Here is a 17,409-nt window from a genome sequence, read left to right as displayed (position 1 = left end):
TTTGGTTTTAGTGACAAGTATTTACTACACTCAATATTCGCGTTTTTTAACACCGTTCTGACCAAATACCGTTTGATAAAGTGTGATACGACACACATAATTCACCCAAGTTATCACTACTCCCATTTATCGATTTGGAGCTTAATTATGGATACAAGAAAACTGGTTCTGATTTTGTTATGTATCTTTCTTCCGCCTGTCGCGGTGTTTATGGAGAAAGGTCTAAATAAAGACTTTTTGATTAATCTAATATTGACGTGTTTCTTCTTTCTACCAGGTACGATCCACGCGCTTTGGTTAACAATGAAGTAACCACTTACACTCTCACTCTTTATAAAATTGAAAAATGGGATGAAATATGAGGGCAATTCCTCTATCATCCTGTCGCCTAAGCGCAAGCGTTTGCTCAAAAGCAAATACGGCGCTTAGGCTCCAATCAGACAACTTTTCAATGGTGGGAGCAATTAATGACAACACTGACTATCACTCGTCCTGACGACTGGCACGTTCACTTACGCGATGGGGAAGCTCTTAAAGACACCGTTCGCGACATCAGCCGCTACAATGGCCGTGCGCTGATTATGCCAAATACCGTCCCACCTGTTACCACAACTGAGCTCGCCCTAGCCTACCGTGACCGAATTATTAAAGAGCAACATGGCGAACAGTTTGAGCCTTTAATGGCGCTTTACCTTACAGATAACACGACACCAGACGAAATACGTAAGGCTAAAGCCACCGGAAACATTGTTGCTGCCAAGCTTTATCCTGCAGGCGCTACCACAAACTCAGATTCCGGTGTGACCAATGCGAAGAACATTTATCACGTTTTAGAAGCGATGGAAGAAGTCGGAATGTTACTTCTGGTTCATGGCGAAGTAACACATCACGATGTTGATATCTTCGACCGAGAGAAAGAATTCCTTGATACTGTCCTCGCTCCTATCGTCAATGACTTCCCTAATCTTAAAATCGTTCTAGAACATATCACCACCGCCGACGCAGCAAACTTCGTTAACAACGCCTCAGACAACGTAGCGGCTACCATCACTGCCCACCACCTTCTTTTCAACCGTAACCACATGCTTGTGAGTGGTATTAAACCTCATTTCTACTGTTTGCCAATTCTTAAGCGCGGAACCCACCAGCAAGCGCTGATCGAAGCAGCAACTAGTGGTAGCAAGAAGTTTTTCCTAGGTACAGACTCAGCGCCACATGCGAAAGGGGCAAAAGAATCGGCTTGCGGTTGTGCTGGTTCTTACACTGCACACGCAGCGCTAGAGCTTTATGCAGAAGTCTTCGAAAAAGAAGACAAGTTGGAAAACTTGGAAGCTTTCGCAAGCTTCAACGGTCCTGATTTTTACGGCATTGCACGTAACACAGATACGGTAACGTTAGAAAAATCCGCTTGGGATGTGCCAGAAACGATGCCATTTGGCAATGATATCGTTGTGCCTATTCGAGCAAATGAACAGATCGAGTGGAAAGTGAAGTAAGTACTTTACTGACATTTCACCTATAAAACAGGGTCATGCTTTTTGTAAAAAGAAGTCATGACCCTTGTTATTATCGTCTCATGTTTTAGATGTGATTATTGACCACGAAGCTTTTCAACCATCGTCCATACCGCAACCACAACCAACCCCGCCACAAAGCCGATAATACCGTTCAATAAAATAGGCAAAATGGCTGTAGCAACCGAATGACCACTAAAGTTCATAATAATCGGCTCTACAAAGTGATGAATGGCTGGCACGTTGTGCACCACAATTCCTCCACCCACCAAAAACATCGCAGCAGTTCCTACAATGGTTAACAACTTCATCAACTTTGGTGCAAAAGCGACCAAGGCCCCTCCGACTTTCGCCACCCAACCTTTACCGTTTGAGCGACTTTCAAGGTAAAGGCCTAAATCATCTAGCTTCACAATCCCAGCGACTAGTCCATAAACTCCAACCGTCATAATCACTGCAATTAAACTGACAACTAAAATTTGCGTAACAAGACTGGCTCCTGTCACGGTACCTAACGCAATCACGATGATTTCTGCTGAAAGGATAAAGTCTGTTCGAATCGCACCAGAAACTTTACGCTTTTCATACTCTTCTATCGACTCGCCAGTATTAACTAGCTCCTCTTTTTCTTCGTGCGGATGCGAGTGAGGAAACACTTTCTCAAGTACTTTCTCTGCCCCTTCAAAGCAGAGAAATAAGCCGCCAATTAGCAATAATGGCATAATAAGCCATGGAATAATCGCGCTAATAAGTAAAGCTGAAGGAACTAAAATCAATTTATTTTTGAATGAGCCTTTTGCAACCGCCCAAACCACTGGAATCTCTCGCTCAGATGCAACACCAGACACTTGTTGAGCGTTTAACGCTAGATCATCTCCCAACACACCTGCGGTTTTCTTTGCAGCCATTTTTGACATTAAGGCGACATCATCAAGCACCGTGGCAATATCGTCCAACAGTGTGAGTAAACTTGCTCCAGCCATTTTTTGTCTCTTATATGAAATTGAGTAAGTAACAAAATGTAACACCAATGAATCACTCATCAAAGTGATGATTTTGCAAAGAATACCACCCCAAATGGTGTTTTATATTGCCGTAAAGATAAGACAGGTCTAGTCTTGTGATACCTTTCAGCAGTCAAAAGAAAAAGTATAGATGAAAAGTGGATACATTTACCCGATCGGTACTCCTGGCCAACCTTGGAAAGAAGAAGAACGTAAAGCTTGGTTAGCAACGCAAGAAGTAAAACGTAGCTACCAAGATGAAGTCGTCAGTAAAATCGATGCCCTACGCGAGCGTTTTGATGTTGAACAATATGGTGCGCTCTCATACAACGAGGCACGCTTCCCTCTGTTTTGTATCAAAACACGCAATTGGGATTCAACTAAACCTGCTGTGTTGGTCACAGGCGGCGTGCACGGTTACGAAACCAGCGGTGTACATGGCGCATTAAAGTTTGTAGAAACAGAAGCAGAGCGCTATGCAGAGCATTTCAATATTGTCGTTGCACCCTGCGTAAGCCCTTGGGGTTACGAGGTGATCAACCGCTGGAATCCAAACGCGATTGATCCAAACCGCTCTTTCTATAAGGATAGCCCTGCCGAAGAGTCCGCTAACCTCATAAAGCTAGTTGCAACTTTAGGCGATGTGTTAATGCACATTGATCTACATGAAACGACAGATTCTGACGAAACTGAGTTCCGTCCAGCCTTAGCTGCTCGTGATGGTATTGAGTACATTGAAGGTATGATCCCAGATGGCTTTTACACGGTGGGAGATAGTGAAAACCCTCAGCCTGACTTCCAAAAAGCGGTCATTGAGTCAGTTGCAAAAGTGACTCACATTGCACCAGCAGATGAAAACGGCGAAATCATTGGTTCACCCGTCGTACAGTTTGGCGTTATCAACTACCCAATGGTAAAGCTGGGCCTATGTGGCGGCGTAACAAATTGCGTTTACGGCACGACAACGGAAGTGTACCCAGACAGCCCAACGGTGACCGACGAAGAATGTAACGATGCGCAAGTCTTCGCTATTGTGGGTGGTCTAGATTACCTAAAAAATAAGCTTGTATAACCCGAACTAACAGCGCCTTGCAATATAAGTTCGTATAACTTTTTAGCACAAAAGCTTGCAATCTTTCATATGAGATACATTTCAACATTAACAAATGACCACATTAATATGGCTACTTCTGAAGAGATTAAAACGCCATGACTTCATGTGGCATGATTGATATTACATATGAGTTGCGTTAAAACGCAAGCACTGGATAAGCTGCATGCTCAATATGCACCTCTGCTGTTAAAGCTGTACTCGCCACCTACAGTGTAAATTAATGAAGTTTTACTAGTTTAGGTCACCCTAAACTAGTAAAACCGATTAAGCAGATTAATAGCAATATATTAAGCCTGATGTTCTTTAACTCTTGTTCGTTGAGGTACTCTCGAACGTTCACTTTTCTAGTAACCTAATCAAAGACAATCGATAATTCTAGTTTCTACGTCATCAACAAATCGCCTAAAGAACACTTCGACCTTCTTTCCCTTATAAAAGGCACACGAAAGATCTTGGGTCACCTCAAATATTAATCTACCCTGCGGCCAGTCGACAAAACAAAGCTGAACAACGAAAAAGTCGACATAGATTTTTATACTTGGAAACATCGCCTTGAATAAACTCTCTTTAGCAGAGAATACCGTAGTTATAAATTCAGCGTAATTAGAAAACAGCGTAGAAAACGCATACTCCTTCGCACACAAAACATTAGGAGAAATAGAGCGCGCAATTTCATGGGGTAACCACTCCTGCCTATCAATACCAAAATACCCCTTTTCATCGGTGGCAACTATCGCCACGGCACATGTAGCACTATGACTAATGGAACCATAATAGCCTTCCGGCCATAGAGGCTCTCTATGAGCTCCAATTTGGGGCAGCTCTACGTTTGACGCCTCAAGTAAACACATTGCCATTTGTACGCATGCGCGACCAGCCATAAACTCACACTGCCTAGACTGAACGGCTCGGTGTAAGTTCGAAGGCAAACTCACACCTAGTGCCATTAAGTTACTTCTAAACTTGGTGGAATAGTCAATGTTCAAAGACACTTTTACGATGTTCTTGGCGATCCATTCCGTTTCAAACTTCAAGTTAAGTGCGTTGGCTGCCAGAGTAGATTTCATCTCAACCAAAAGTGCTCACCTCAATAATAGAACTGGTGTATAAATATCTAACATGACGAGCTTTCCAAATGCGCCAAACCATAAGAAATGCGTATTCTTTCAGTTGTCCAAGGTTGCCCCTCCATCAACTCGCAAGTCATGCATCGTGATATGGTTTGCTGCATCCGAAAGTAAAAACAAAATAGTGTTAGCAATGTCCTCTGGTCGAGCCAACTTTGCAAGTGGGATGCCCAACCTAAACTGACTTGAATCACCCGCGATCACTTCAGCCTCAGCATAATTTTCAGTCCACAACTGTCTTTGCATTGGCGTATCTGTTGAACCTGGGCTGACAATGTTGCAGCGAATACCAAACTGAGCAAGTTCGATTCCCATGCATTTCACCATCATATGAAGCGCTGCTTTTGAGGCTCCATAAGCACCAATCGCGTTCCTTGGTGTATTAGCTGCATTAGAACCAATAATCACCATGCTTCCAGAGCCTTGAGATTTCATCCCCTTGGCAAGGGTTTGCATTAATGCGAGGACACCAAAAGTATTTATCTCAAAAGTCTGCTTCACCACATCGATAGACAACTCATGGAGAGCTCCAACATGTAGCACTCCAGCGCAACAGACTAAATGGTCAAATGCAGCTTGTTGCTGCCAAGACTCCACTATCTCAACAATTCCGCTTTGATTGTTTAGATCTAACCAACGGCATTCAAACTGCGTAGGGTATCTTTGAGCCAAAACTTGCGTATTTTTATTCAAGAGGTCTATTTGCTTATCTGCCACGAGCACTCGAGCACCTGCGTTCAGTAAATGTTCTAAAGTTGACAAACCAATGCCAGTTGCCGCTCCAACAAGCAATATTCTTTGATTATCTAATGACATCATGATTTCCACTAAAAACAATGAGTCTACTTCTTAGAAAGTAAACTCTTTTAATGTTGGGGACTTAAAAAATTGACATACTAGGCAAGTGACATTCACTGGCCGTTACTATGGCAATACTGTCAATAATACGTTTTAGGTTAGTGTTGCCTGAAGTACGGCCTGGCTGATGAGGACTTCTTTCATTTTCTGTCCAATGCTAGAAACCTGTTCAGCGTTGTAACGAGCAGTCTGATAAGTAACAATTAAGCGCAAACTACGCGCTTCGTTGACCACGTTTTCCATAATTTCAAAGTGTAAACCAAAAAGTGACTCAGTTTTATTTGGGAGGATTTGCTGGTACGAAACCGATTCACCCTGAGGATTTTGTAGTGAGCCATACAATGCATTATCAGCATGAATCTGAGCATACACATCAAACAATAATCCGTTGTTGGGCTCAAAACCAAGCTCGCGTTGAACCATATCAATCGGCACTGTTGCGTGGGGCAAAGAGTCATTGATGATTTCAGTTACATGTTCAATCAGCCTCACAAAAGATTGCTCAGGGTCAAATACCACTCGGTGAGCGACCATTGTGGTGTAGTAGCCGACTGAGCCGAAGTATTTTGCATCATCGCGTCCTGATGCAGATGTACCAATCACCAAGTCCTTTAAGTCTCCTGCGTCCTGCAGAGCATGTGCAATAGCAGAATAAATAACACTGAAAATAGACGAGTTGCACTCTCTAGCTAAGGCAGAGACAGCCTGATGAGCGAGTGAACCTAAATCGACTTCTATCCAATTTGCTTCAATTGCATTAATAACAGACGCCTTTTGCTCAGGTTTATGTTCGGTCAGGCAGAGGCCTTGAGTAGCGTCTTGCAAATGCTCCACCCAGTAACGCAGATCTTCTGGACTTGCGCCACGATTCTTCTGCGCGACAGCATAATCATGGACGCTAAGCGCCGGTTTTGTCCAAACGGGTTCTAAGCCTTGAACTCTCGACATGTATGCATTTGAAAGCTCAGACATCAAACTATTTAATGACCACTCATCGATGATCATATGATGAATCAGAAAAGACAATATCTGCTTTCCTGTTTGCTTATCTCTAAAGAATCGTACGCGCAGAGGAAGCTCTTTAGATACATCAAACACATAAGCCGCTTCAGAAGCCAAGTTCGCATTACCAGCGTCTGTGCTTCCCCAAAACCAAGAGTAATTTGGCAAGTCTTTCTCATCAATTATACGCTGCCCTACGCCACTCTCGTCATCAACAAACAAACTCCTGAGGCCAGTGTGGCGAATCAATAAATCTGAAAATGCGAGCTCAAATGACTCCTCGTCCACTTCTCCATCAAATCGCATTGCGAATGGCAAATTAAAAATCGCACACTTGCCAGTAGCAACATGTGCGTCCCATAAGAATTGTTGTGCGAATGACAATGGATAGCAACTTGATACCGTTGCCTCCTGCATTTCGAGTTCTTCTGAAGGCGTTGACAGCGGCGACTGATGAGGCACCGAAGCACACTGAGCAAGAGCTTTCACGCTCGGAAATTTAAAGAAGTCATTAAAGCTAACTTCGATACCATGATTATTCATTAGGTTCCCAATAATTCTAGTTGCCAACAGTGAGTGCCCACCAATTTCAAAAAAGTCGTCATCTAATTCAACATCAGGGTCATCGAGACTATCCCTAAATTCAGCTAATATTATTTCTTCAATATTACTTTCAGAGTCATCATGGTAATAAAACTGAGCGATATCTATACCTTTCGGATTAAAACCAGCACAATAAGAGTGGTTATTCAAAGCTTCGTAGTTAACACTTAATAAATTAATGATAGTTGTATTGTTAATATGTGGTTCTAATATCGGATGAGTAACAATAAACAAATACTTCTCTTGCTCAGTTTGTAAAATAACTACTCTAAATGGCGACTGAGACTCTGGGTCCCACTCGCGCATTTTCATTGCTTTGATCAACTCTGGCAACTGCTTACTGGCTAAATCTAAAGTGTCAATGAACTGGCTTTCTTCCGATAGATGCCACTTCTCTAACTCAAAGTCTTCAGATAATCCGTATCGAAGGTTTAATCGCATATCGACTAAAACAAGCTTGTGTAACGCTCGTTCAATTAGAACGTTTTTGCTTTTTTTATCAATAATATAGCAAAAAACCCTCCATTCAATACTCTGTGAATCTTGAAGCTGTCGCATCCAAACTTGCTCTTCATATTCGCCGATTGGAAGTAGGACTTTAGGCTCTTTAGTGACGTTGTTCATATAAAATCTAACTCTTACTTGGCCGCTTGACATGTTAGCGACCTGATTTTTTAGGATTATGTGTTAATTTGCTTACACATCGACAATAATGGTGATAGGATTGATTATCATTTAGATTTGCATTTCACGTCAAGCCAATAATTATATTGAGTTGAAAAGGGAGTTTTTTGTCAGCTAATCCGAGTTAACTGACGAATTAATCCGTTAAATTTTAAGTTGTAAAGTGGCTCTGACAACATTTTGAGAATTAAGTTGTGATCGTATTGTTTATTAAAGAAAACCTTGGTTATGATTTATTGAAATTGGACTTCATCTCAGTAAAAAGTATCCATTATGCGTATTCCTCCCCACTTTTATTCCAACTAGAAACTAATTGCAACTCTTTGCCTTTTTGTTTCGGGGCACGTTTTTCATGAATACTCGGATAATTATCACATTTACTTTATTGTGCTTAACTTCAATTTTCGTCGGCGCAAACCAACTAGATTGGTCGTTATTGCTGACCATGGATGACAAAGCTTGGCTACCGATTACTGCTAGCAGATTACCAAGGCTAATCGCACTAATTCTTACCGGATCTGGTCTCGCAATATGTGGTGTTATTCTTCAACATATTGTTAGAAATCGTTTTGTTGAGCCGGGCACCACAGGCGGTATCGATGCGGCAAAGCTCGGTATTTTGGTATCTATCGTCATGCTTCCATCCTCAGACAAGCTTGAACGTATGCTCTTCGCCGTACTATTTTGCTTCGCCGCTGGCCTTATCTACATTGCCATCGTACGAAAAATTAAATTCAGTAACTCTGCGTTAATACCTGTGATTGGGCTTATGTTTGGTAGTGTACTAAGTGCCATAGCGGAGTTTTATGCTTATCAAAACAACATCTTACAGAGTATGTCCGGTTGGTTAATGGGAGATCTCTCCAAAGTGGTCCAAGAACACTATGAAATAATTTTCTTGATTTTACCCATCACCCTACTGACTTACTTATATGCACATAAGTTTACTGTGATGGGAATGGGCGAAGATGTTGCGTCCAACTTAGGAATTAATATTGCGTTCACTGCCGCCTTGGGTCTAATGCTAGTTTCCGTGACAGTTGCTATAACAGTGGTGACCGTAGGTGCCATTCATTTTATCGGTTTAGTCATACCTAACCTAGTCGCACTAAAATATGGCGATCACCTTAAAAATACCCTACCAATCGTTGCACTAGGCGGCGCTTCGTTACTTATTTTTTGCGATGTCATAGGCAGAGTTGTTGCCTTTCCTTTTGAAGTCCCAATTGGATTAACAGCCAGTGCTATCGGGGGAGTTATGTTTCTTGTGTTTCTTTTGAAAGGAGCACGAGTATGAGATCACATTACTCAAACATGCGAGTGAGCATTATACTCGTTTGCATACTATCTATCGCCTTTATCTTTACAAGCTCTGGGTGGGATTTTGATTACGTCATCCCCAAGAGACTGATTAAACTTGGTGCCATAGTTATTGGGGGCAGCTGCGTGGCCATCTCTGCTGTTATTTTCCAAGCTTTGGCTGGTAATCGTATTCTTACGCCATCCATTATGGGATATGAGTCGGTTTATCTGGTTTGGCAAACCCTACTCTTATTACTAGCGGGCACTTCTGGCATCGCTACATTAGGCGTTGTCGGTAATTTCGCTGTCTCTGCAATACTCATTCTGTTGTATTCCTTAGCGATTCAATCTTGGGTACTCAATAGATTTAAACATGACATGCACCAAGTTCTGCTGATTGGCTTTGTTTTGACAATGGTGCTGACAACTCTTGCTCAATTTATCCAGCTCAGAATAAGCCCTGGAGAATTCTCTATCCTTCAAGGATTCAGCTATACCTCGTTTGAGCGAGCGAAACCTTCTACGTTACTTTTTTCCAGTATTGCGTTAAGCGTTTTGGCACTCTTTGCTAACAGATGGTCACGCGAGCTAGATGTGATAGGTCTAGGTCGAGACCAAGCGATGTCATTAGGACTAAATGATAAGCAATATGTACCAAAGTTCTTTGCTGTAATCGCCATTTTGGTAGCAATTTCGACGAGCTTGATTGGCCCAACGGCTTTTATGGGAATTTTTATTGCCAATATTGCTTATTCCATTACTAGCGCACCGAACTACAGACACATATTGCTCGTTGCTTGTGCTATTGCAATTGTCATGTTCTTGTCTGGTCAACTTCTGGTAGAGCACTTATTTAACTTTAAAACCACCGTCTCTATTTTGGTGAATGTCCTTTGTGGGGGATATTTCCTAGCCATCACGATAAGAGCAAGAAGCCAAATATGAAAACTGTTACTCGCCTGTTTAAAGACAACTCACTGACAAAAAGGAAATACCCCATGTTTAAGAGCCCCCTACGTTTGAGTATCGTGCTTGCTTGCTGCGCTCTAGGAACCTTATCAGGTTGCGAGCCGGAAATAACTAAAATTGAAGATACTCAGCCATTAGAAAAGCTCATCGTGATTGAACACAATCTCGGAGCAACTACTATTTCTCATCGCCCTCAACGAGTGGCAGCATTAGATATGAACGAAGTGGACTTTTTAGATCAGCTAAATGTTCCAATCTCAGGAATGGTGAAAGACTTTGTTCCTCACTTTCTAGCGAAATACAAAGACACACCTGAGATAGCGGATCTTGGTGCGATAGTTCAGCCTAATATGGAAAAGATCTATGCCCTAAAACCAGATCTCGTATTGATGACTCCGCTACATGCTAATCAGTATGAAGAACTCTCTCAACTCGCTCCGACTTTACATTTTGACATCAGCTACCGTAATAGTCGTGACCATCACGTCGATACCATTAAGAAACACCTTGTAGAGCTTGGTGAGATCTTTGAAAAGCAAGAGCTAGCCCAACAGAAAGTTGCCGAAATCGATGCAAAAGTCGCAGAAGTGCGCGCTGTTACGAAAGAGCGTTCAGAAAAAGCTTTGGTTGTCATGCATAACAATGGTGCTTTCAGCTCATTTGGCGTTGAGTCTCGTTATGGCTTCGTTTTCGATGTTCTGGGGGTAAAAGCAGCGAGTGAAAAAGTGGAGACAGGTTTGCATGGTCAGCCAATTTCTAGCGAGTTCATTAGCCAAGCTGATCCAGACATTCTTTACATCATTGATCGAACAGCAGTAATGGAAGGAAAGCCTGTCATTGATGCGGAACACTTAGCAAACCCGCTACTCCGTCAAACCAAAGCATGGAAAAACGACAACGTCGTTTTTGTTGATGCCGATGCTTGGTACATCACTTCAGCAAGCATCACATCTCTGAAAATCATAATTGATGACATCCTAAAAGGTTACCAAAGCTAAATCTAATAACAATGAGTTGGATCTTAAGTAATTCAACACTCAACCGACGTCAGAACGGATGTGAGCTAGCCCAAACAAAGAAAAGGAATCTATAATGACTCATGACTATCATCAGATAGCGATGGACTCTTCACAGAAAAACAAACCAAGCCCGTGTCATATCGCCCTCTTTATTTCACTTCAATTTAGTACTTTTGTCGTACCAATTAGTATCGCTCAAGCTGAAGAAGTCGTAGATGAATCAATGACAGTTTATGGTGAAGCAAACAGAGTTTATGCCGCTGGCAAAGTTTCTCACGCGAGTAATATGGGAATGCTTGGCGACAAAAACTTCATGGAAACGCCTTTCAATACGATTGGATACACAGAAAAACACATTCAAGACCAACAAGCACGCGATATCTCAGATGTAATCTCAGCTTCTGATCCCTCTGTTTTCACCAGCGGTGAAACCGGCTTAAACAAAGAAAGTTTCAAAGTAAGAGGTTTCAACTCAGACATTAGCGACGTTATGTTTAATGGATTGTATGGTATCGCTCCTTATTACCGAACCTCTCCTGAAATGTATCAACGTATTGATGTACTTAAAGGTCCTGCTTCTTTGCTCAACGGTATGCCACCGAATGGATCTGTTGGTGGCACCATCAACTTAGTGACAAAAAGAGCACAAGAAACACCAATCACATCTTTCACCGGCAGCTACTTATCGGACACTCAATTCGGAGGACATATCGATATTGGACGTCGCTTTGGTACAAATGAAGAATTTGGTATTCGTTTCAACGGTGCATTTAAAGATGGAGACACCGCGATAAACAACCAAAGCAACAAAACTCAACTTGCATCATTAAGCCTTGATTGGCGTAATGACATTGCTTTCCTTGAAGCAGATTTTTACTACAGTACAGAGCGAGTTGAAGGTGCAAACCGTGGGTTAAGCATCGCTTCTGGTCTCAAAATCCCATCACCTCCTCCATCTGACACATTATTGACGCCAAGTTGGGCCTACAATAATAGCGAAGATAAAGGGATGATGATTCGCGGGGAGCTAAACGTTAGTGACTCTGTAACTGTATACAGCGCATTGGGTGGTAGCCGTACAGATTTTCATTCAAATGTACCGCAACGAATCAAAATCATCGATAACGAGGGTAACCTAGAGGTATCTCTCGGATCAGTTAAGCTTGAGAACAAACGAACTTCAGGTGAGATAGGTGTTCGTAGCAACTTTGACATTGGCCCAGTAGAACACCACCTTGTACTGAATAGTACTTACTTTAGAGAAGATAAAAATGATTCTCCAACAGGTAATAATAATCCAGCCCCTTGGAACTCGAATATTTATGATCCTGTTTGGGGACCAGAAAATTCAGTTTACGACAACTACTATGGTTTACCTGTCGATTCAACTCAGGTCAGCTATGGCATTGCCGATACGTTATCTTTTGTTGATGGGAAATATCAAATCACGCTCGGCTTGCGTTACCAGAGCATTGATTATGAATCTGGAATAATAATGAACGGAATGTCGCTTCCTACCACCAAGTTTAAGGAAAGTACTTACACTCCCGCACTTGCAGCATTATACAAAGTTTCGAGCTCAGTTTCGCTTTATGGTAACTACACCGAAGGCTTAACGAATGGGAAAACAGCAGGCTCTAGCGCTGCAAACGCAGGAGAGGCTTTTGAACCCCAAAAAACCAAACAGACTGAAGCAGGCGTGAAGCTTGACCTGGACGGCTTTGCTCATACGTTCAGTTTATTTGAGATTAAAAAGCCAAATGGGTACCAAGATCCGGATACCAACATTTTTTCTTTCGGTGGTGAACAGCGCAATCGCGGTATTGAATGGGGGTTCTACGGCACACTATCAAAGGACTATACGCTCATCGGTGGTATCGCCTATACAGATGCAGAGATTACAAAAGCAACAGATGTGACAGAGGAGGGGAAACAAGCAACTAAGCTACCCGATTTACAAGCTAAACTCGCATTAGAATGGAACCTCCCTGCGATGCGTGATCTCACGCTTATCGGCCAAGCGAACTATATGTCTGAACAGTACATTGATGCACAAAACACTCAGGCATTACCTGCACAGACTATTCTTGATCTTGGCGCACGCTACAACTCAAAAATTGCTGAAACAAGCGTGGTTTGGCGCCTTAGCGTAAACAATGTACTGGATGAAGATTACTGGACAACCACCCACTATGCGGACCTAGCTCTAGGCGCACCACGCACAGTGATGCTGTCAGCTACTGCGGATTTCTAATCCCTCTCACCGCCCCCTTAGGCTTCCATCTTAGGGGGTTCACTCCTCCACTTGGCTATTTACGAGAATTCACAATGAACCAAAGCAAGTATTTATCTCCTAGCAATAACACAATATTGCCCTTAACTTCTTATCAAAGCTGGCAGTTATCGACCCAAAGGCAACGTAGTGAACAGCAAGCCATCACCAACTTTATCTATCAAGAATTCGAATACAATGATACATCAAAGGAAGCACTAGAACGTTGTCTCGTAACACTTATAAACCATCACCCTATGCTGCATGCCAGAATCAGTGATGATTTTTACTTACATATTGCTAAAAATAACTACACTAAAGCGTTCAATGTGAACGAGTTAAGCGAGGTATCGGAAGAAGAAATAGAAAAGCAACTGGCACTTACTCGTACCGCGCTAATCAAAAGTAATTCACAAGCGATTCTCTGCATCTCAATTAGTCTATTGCCACTAAATAGAATTCGGCTTCATGCTCGCTTCAACTCTGTCGTTGTTGATACGCAAAGTGTTTCGATATTTTTTGAACAACTGGATCAAATGTTAGCAGGAAACCTACCCTCATTTTCCTGCCAAACAGAAGCTCTCACTGCACATCACGATTTGGTCACTAGCGAGTTAACAAGCATGACTTTTAGTTCTTCCGAATGGGAAGAACATATATTAAAACTACCTAAGTCCGTAAACCTCCCAACAGTTTGTGAACCAGACAAATTGTCTGAGACAGGCATAAGCAGACGAACTGTGAGTATTCCGTCTGAAAAGTGGCAACAGCTAGCAACAAGAAGCAAAAATCATAGCGTAACACCAGAGCTAACGCTGGCGACCATTTTTGCTGCAGTTTTATCTCAATGGGGGCATCAAGAGACTTTCATGTTAAGGTTTGATACTAGCCCCAAAAATAGAACAAAGGGGATTATCGGCCAATTCACGCAGCCTCTACTTGCCAACTTATCTGGTTTCGGTCATAGTTTTCTTTCTCTTGTTCGAGAAAACCAAAAACACTTCAAACACACGTACCCTCGTCAACTGAAACCTATTTTTTCACTTGTTCATCAGCTATCTCGGCTTTCAGACGCTCATCGCGCCCCCGCCAATATCGCTTTCTCTAGCCAGCTTACAGAAACCAATCGAAGAGAGTTGTGGGGGTGCCGCCAATCAGCCAATACTTGGCTATCGTTACATGCGGAGTTAAAGAAAGACGAACTTGTTCTGTATTGGGATAGCCATGATGCACTATTCCCAAAAAATATGATCCAAGAAATGTTGGTTAGCTACACAGGTCTCCTTGACTCTCTCAGTCAAAGAGACAGTGATTGGACACACTCCCTACCAATCTTGCTACCAGAAAATCAAATTTCTACTCGTAATGCGTTCAACTCATCTGAAGCCCACAAATTGCCAGAAGGCTTACTTCATCATGGTTTTTGGAAAAACGTTGAGACCTTCCCAAACGCAATAGCGGTTATTCATGGTCATGAGTCTCTCAGCTATCAGACTTTAGCAAGCTATGCGCAAAGCTGCGCAGGGGCGCTAGCAAAGGCTGGAGTTGCACCTGGGGATAGGGTTGCTGTGAGTATGAACAAAGGAGTCGGCCAAATCGTCGCTGTATTAGGCATATTATACGCTGGTGCTGTTTATGTGCCAGTTTCACTCGATCAGCCACAAGAAAGGCGCGAGGGTATTTACCAATGCGCTGGTATAAACGTAGTTCTTACAGATAAGTCTGATGCAAAGGACTCAATGCTATCTAGCCAATTATCGTATTTAGATTGGCAAGCAACAATTAAGAGCATACCAATGACCGCTTCACCAGAAATTGAGCCGAATAAGCCTGCTTATATTATCTATACCTCAGGCTCAACTGGCACACCGAAGGGAGTTGTCATCTCTCACCAAGGCGCCCTAAATACCTGTATAGCCCTCAATCAGCGTTACCAAATCAATAGCAATGATCGAGTATTAGCTCTTTCTGCTCTCCATTTTGATCTCTCTGTATATGACATTTTTGGTCTACTCTCTGCCGGAGGTGCAATAGTACTAGTGAATGAGTCTGAAAGAAGAGACCCAAGAGCTTGGTGTCGAGTCATAGAGAAGAATAACGTCACCATGTGGAACAGCGTACCTGCACTTTTCGATATGTTATTGACTTATGCGTCTAGCTTTAGGTCCTCTGCGCCTTCTGAACTGCGCTTAACAATGCTTTCTGGAGATTGGATCGGATTAGACTTACCAGACCGCTATCGTCAGTATCGACCTGACGGGAAATTTATCGCGATGGGAGGAGCCACTGAAGCATCAATATGGTCGAATGTCTTTGATGTCCAACATGTACCACCAGAATGGCGTTCTATTCCTTATGGCTACCCTCTTCCGCGACAACAATATCGTGTAGTTGATGACTTCGGACGCGATTGCCCAGATTGGGTTGCTGGAGAACTTTGGATTGGTGGAGATGGCGTCGCTCTTGGTTATTTTGACGATAAGCTAAAAACTCAAGCGCAGTTTTTACATATTGATGGCTGTGCTTGGTATAGAACTGGGGACATGGGTTGTTATTGGCCTGATGGCACCCTTGAGTTTTTGGGACGCAGAGATAAACAGGTAAAAATAGGTGGATATCGAATTGAACTGGGTGAAATCGAAGTTGCACTCAACAACATTCCCCAAGTACAACGTGCGATCGCCATCGCTGTAGGTAAGCAAGATAAGACTCTCGCAGCATTTATCGTCCTTGATCCTGAACAAGAAAACGCCAAGCGACTAGACACAAATGAAGTACAAAACCTACTGAGCGATCAACTACCTAACTATATGATTCCTCATAGAATAGTGTTTCTAGACGCATTGCCGTTAACGGCAAACGGCAAAGTCGACCACAAAACTCTCTCTCAAATGACAAGCCGTAAAAAGAACAAATCGTCTGCTGTAGATCAACCACTTGTCACATCCAGTGAACATAAGTTAGCCGAAATTTGGCGCAAGGTACTCGGCGTGCATGAGTTCTGCAAGTCGAGTGATTTTTTCCAAATGGGAGGAGACGCCTACGCAGCAATTGAAGTACTTAAACATTGCCACCAAGCGGGTTATCCAATCAAATTATCTGTATTGTATCGCTATCCTTCGCTTGAAACTCTCGCTCTCATTATGGATAAGTGTAAATCAACAACGCCTCAAGGAATTTCATGATGAGTCCATTAATCGCGATTGCTTCTTCTGGCACGCATCAGGATACACACTATATTGTTTGCCCCTTTGCAGGCGGTGGCAGTGGCAGCTTTAGGGCTTGGCGGAATCTGAATCTATCCAAAGAATCCGTATCAATCATGCTTTACCCTGGCAGAGAAACCAGAATTGATGACGCTACTCTTGAAAGTATCGAATCATTAGCCGAAGAAATGGTTCAAGCCCTGTTGGCAAGCCGTATCCCCATAGAAAACACAATCATTGTTGGTCACAGTATGGGAGCGCAAGTCGCTTACGAGGCAAGCAGAAAACTCTTGCTCCAAGGTCACTCCCCTAGAGGTCTTATCATCTCTGGTTGCCAAGCACCTCATATTAAAGGTCGAAGACTACTCGGCGAATGTGATGATACAACCTTCATTACTAATCTAATCGAAATGGGAGGATGCGATATAAGTCTTGCTGATAACCCGCAATGGTGGCCAATATTTCTTCCGGCTTTACGAGCAGACTTTACCGCCACAGAGCAGTATCTTTTTTCATCACCACCACATAGAGATGCGCGGCTTTTTGTCCCCACTCTTTTGGTTTCGGGAGATAAAGATCAAGAAGCCTACTATTCAGAAGTGGAGGAATGGAAGCTTTGGTGCAATAACGTGATTGAGCATCTTGTTGTCAAAGGAGGCCATTTCTATGTTACTGAGCACCCAGAAATGATGCTTGATTGTTTGAGAGCCTTATCAATTGAAGTTGCAGAGTAAT

The 17,409-nt window shown here is 42.7% G+C and carries 13 protein-coding genes; 9 read left to right on the top strand and 4 right to left on the bottom strand.

All coding sequences use genetic code 11. The features are described 5' to 3' along the window. Window positions 1–147: 147 nt before the first annotated feature. Together J4N40_RS24290 and pyrC are read left to right on the top strand one after the other, a co-directional pair. Window positions 148–312 (top strand): YqaE/Pmp3 family membrane protein, encoded by a 165-nt coding sequence (locus tag J4N40_RS24290; RefSeq protein ID WP_005375297.1) that lies wholly within the window; start codon window positions 148–150, stop codon window positions 310–312. A 155-nt stretch (window positions 313–467) separates the two neighbouring features. After that, the gene (gene pyrC, locus J4N40_RS24285; protein ID WP_250654573.1) at window positions 468–1,496 is read left to right on the top strand and encodes a dihydroorotase; all 1,029 of its coding nucleotides are present in this window, start codon (window positions 468–470) and stop codon (window positions 1,494–1,496) included. A gap of 95 nt (window positions 1,497–1,591) precedes the next feature. Here the strand turns inward: pyrC and J4N40_RS24280 are convergent, their stop codons facing one another. Further along, entirely contained in the window at window positions 1,592–2,497 is a 906-nt protein-coding gene (locus J4N40_RS24280; protein ID WP_017821242.1) for a DUF808 domain-containing protein, read from the bottom strand. Window positions 2,498–2,669: 172 nt separating this feature from the next. Here J4N40_RS24280 and J4N40_RS24275 point away from each other — a divergent pair, with 172 nt between their 5' ends. Further along, entirely contained in the window at window positions 2,670–3,590 is a 921-nt protein-coding gene (locus J4N40_RS24275; RefSeq protein ID WP_085569334.1) for a M14 family metallopeptidase, read from the top strand. A gap of 398 nt (window positions 3,591–3,988) precedes the next feature. Here J4N40_RS24275 and J4N40_RS24270 read toward each other — a convergent pair whose 3' ends face one another. The 3 genes from J4N40_RS24270 to J4N40_RS24260 all read right to left on the bottom strand — a co-directional run bounded on the left by J4N40_RS24270 (window position 3,989) and on the right by J4N40_RS24260 (window position 7,846). Next, window positions 3,989–4,699 (bottom strand): 4'-phosphopantetheinyl transferase family protein, encoded by a 711-nt coding sequence (locus J4N40_RS24270; protein WP_052767693.1) that lies wholly within the window; start codon window positions 4,697–4,699, stop codon window positions 3,989–3,991. A 99-nt stretch (window positions 4,700–4,798) separates the two neighbouring features. Next, window positions 4,799–5,575: a 2,3-dihydro-2,3-dihydroxybenzoate dehydrogenase gene (locus J4N40_RS24265; protein WP_115386762.1), complete on the bottom strand. Its 777-nt coding sequence runs from the start codon at window positions 5,573–5,575 to the stop codon at window positions 4,799–4,801. Window positions 5,576–5,710: 135 nt separating this feature from the next. After that, window positions 5,711–7,846 carry a condensation domain-containing protein gene (locus J4N40_RS24260; RefSeq protein WP_085569335.1) on the bottom strand — a complete coding sequence of 712 codons (2,136 nt, stop codon included), beginning with the start codon at window positions 7,844–7,846 and terminating at the stop codon, window positions 5,711–5,713. A gap of 412 nt (window positions 7,847–8,258) precedes the next feature. Here J4N40_RS24260 and J4N40_RS24255 point away from each other — a divergent pair, with 412 nt between their 5' ends. From J4N40_RS24255 to J4N40_RS24230, 6 genes are all read left to right on the top strand, one after another. Beyond that, the gene (locus tag J4N40_RS24255) at window positions 8,259–9,203 is read left to right on the top strand and encodes an iron ABC transporter permease (RefSeq protein ID WP_047101759.1); all 945 of its coding nucleotides are present in this window, start codon (window positions 8,259–8,261) and stop codon (window positions 9,201–9,203) included. Beyond that, on the top strand, window positions 9,200–10,153 hold the full coding sequence (locus J4N40_RS24250) for an iron chelate uptake ABC transporter family permease subunit (protein WP_047101760.1): 954 nt from the start codon (window positions 9,200–9,202) through the stop codon (window positions 10,151–10,153). Before J4N40_RS24255 ends, J4N40_RS24250 begins: the two co-directional genes overlap by 4 nt. 53 nt (window positions 10,154–10,206) lie before the next feature. After that, entirely contained in the window at window positions 10,207–11,175 is a 969-nt protein-coding gene (locus J4N40_RS24245; protein WP_031778891.1) for a siderophore ABC transporter substrate-binding protein, read from the top strand. 94 nt (window positions 11,176–11,269) lie between these two features. Next, window positions 11,270–13,450, top strand: a complete 2,181-nt coding sequence (locus J4N40_RS24240) for a TonB-dependent receptor (protein ID WP_115386763.1) — start codon at window positions 11,270–11,272, stop codon at window positions 13,448–13,450. Window positions 13,451–13,524: 74 nt separating this feature from the next. Further along, window positions 13,525–16,653 carry a non-ribosomal peptide synthetase gene (locus J4N40_RS24235; RefSeq protein ID WP_047101763.1) on the top strand — a complete coding sequence of 1,043 codons (3,129 nt, stop codon included), beginning with the start codon at window positions 13,525–13,527 and terminating at the stop codon, window positions 16,651–16,653. Then, window positions 16,650–17,408: a thioesterase II family protein gene (locus J4N40_RS24230; RefSeq protein WP_235429172.1), complete on the top strand. Its 759-nt coding sequence runs from the start codon at window positions 16,650–16,652 to the stop codon at window positions 17,406–17,408. The genes J4N40_RS24235 and J4N40_RS24230 overlap by 4 nt, the downstream gene beginning before the upstream one ends. The last annotated feature ends 1 nt before the right edge of the window (window position 17,409 follow it).

The sequence above is a fragment of the Vibrio sp. SCSIO 43097 genome, assembly GCF_023650755.1.
GTDB classification, from domain to species: domain Bacteria; phylum Pseudomonadota; class Gammaproteobacteria; order Enterobacterales; family Vibrionaceae; genus Vibrio; species Vibrio alginolyticus.
The sequence above is the reverse complement of the archived record's forward strand: the minus strand, read 5'-3'. Positions and strand labels throughout refer to the sequence as shown.